Origin of the sequence: Streptomyces carpinensis, from assembly GCF_002154505.1 — a bacterium.
GTDB lineage: Bacteria > Actinomycetota > Actinomycetes > Streptomycetales > Streptomycetaceae > Streptomyces > Streptomyces carpinensis.
Map to the genome: position 1 here is coordinate 1 of NZ_MUBM01000670.1, position 1,613 is coordinate 1,613.

Below are 1,613 nucleotides of genomic sequence, written 5' to 3' on the forward strand. Positions count from 1 at the left end.
CTCCCCACCCCGGTCCTCGCCTTCGCCATCCGGCACCTCGGCGCGGTCGCGGGCGTGGAGGTCACCGCCAGCCACAACCCGCCCCGCGACAACGGCTACAAGGTGTACCTGGGCGACGGCTCCCAGATCGTCCCGCCCGCCGACGCCGACATCGCCGCCGAGATCGACGCGATCACCACGCTCACCGCCGTCCCCCGCCCGGAGACCGGCTGGGAGACGCTCGACGACTCCGTCCACGACGCCTACCTGGCCCGTACGGACGCCGTCCTCGCCCCGGACTCCCCGCGCACGGCCCGCACCGTCTACACGGCGATGCACGGCGTCGGCAAGGACACCCTCCTCGCGGCCTTCGCCCGCGCGGGCTTCCCCGCCCCCGCCCTGGTCACCGAGCAGGCCGACCCTGACCCGGACTTCCCGACGGTCGCCTTCCCCAACCCGGAGGAGCCGGGGGCGATGGACCTGGCCTTCGCCAGGGCCCGCGAGACCGACCCGGACCTGATCATCGCCAACGACCCGGACGCGGACCGTTGCGCAGTGGCCGTGAAGGACGGAGCGGACTGGCGCATGCTCCGCGGCGACGAGGTGGGTGCCCTCCTCGCCGCCCACCTGGTCACCCGGGGAGCGCAGGGCACCTTCGCGGAGTCGATCGTCTCCTCCTCCCTCCTCGGCCGTATCGCCGAGAAGGCCGGCCTGCCCTACGCCGAGACCCTCACCGGCTTCAAGTGGATCGCCCGCGTGGAGGGCCTGCGCTACGGCTACGAGGAGGCCCTCGGCTACTGCGTGGACCCGGACGGCGTACGCGACAAGGACGGCATCACCGCGGCCCTGCTGATCACGGAACTGGCCTCGCGGCTCAAGGAGCAGAACCGTACGCTCCTCGACCTGCTGGACGACCTGGCCGTGGAGCACGGTCTGCACGCGACGGACCAGCTCTCGGTCCGCGTCCAGGACCTCTCGTTGATCGCCGACGCGATGCGCCGCCTGCGCGAGCAGCCTCCGACCGAGCTGGCGGGCCTGGCCATCACCCGGTCCGAGGACCTGACGCGGGGTACGCGGACGCTGCCCCCGACCGACGGCCTGCGCTACACCCTCGAGGGCGCCCGGGTGATCGTCCGCCCGTCCGGCACGGAGCCCAAGCTGAAGTGCTACCTGGAGGTCGTCGTCCCGGTCGGCGGCCACGCGGACCTCCCGGCAGCCCGAGCACGGGCGACGGACCTCCTGAGCACGCTCAAGCAGGACCTGGCGAAGGCGGCGGGCATCTGACGGGAGTGGAGGATCTGGGCCGCCCCGGGGCCGGAAAACCCCGGGGCGCGACGAGCGGCAGTGGCCCGATTCCTCCACCCACGCCCCTCAGGCGACGGCGGCCCTCAGCCCACCGCCAGCAGGATCGCCAGGACCACCGCACCGGCCAGTGCCGGACCCGCGATCTCGTACGCCCAGCGAACCCGCACCTCACCCTGGGCGGCTGCGGCGTTCTCGCGGGTCTCCTGGAGCTCGCGAAGATCGGTCATGAACTGGTCCGCCTGCGCACGGATGGGCTCACTCGCGCCACCGCCGCCGCCCGCGGTGCCGCCACCGAGACCGCCGCTTCGGCCGCCGAGGCCGCCGAGGCG

1 protein-coding gene and 1 pseudogene are annotated in these 1,613 nt (G+C 73.7%); one reads left to right on the forward strand and one right to left on the reverse strand.

Annotated elements, in window-relative coordinates; translation table 11 throughout:
• Positions 1 to 1,263: phospho-sugar mutase (locus BZY54_RS47770; protein ID WP_086731518.1), on the forward strand; the 1,263-nt coding region annotated here is incomplete at its 5' end.
• Between the two features lie 104 nt (positions 1,264 to 1,367).
• On the opposite strand, the pseudogene BZY54_RS47775 reads toward BZY54_RS47770, so the two are convergent.
• Positions 1,368 to 1,613: pseudogene (locus tag BZY54_RS47775) on the reverse strand (PH domain-containing protein); the annotation flags it as partial.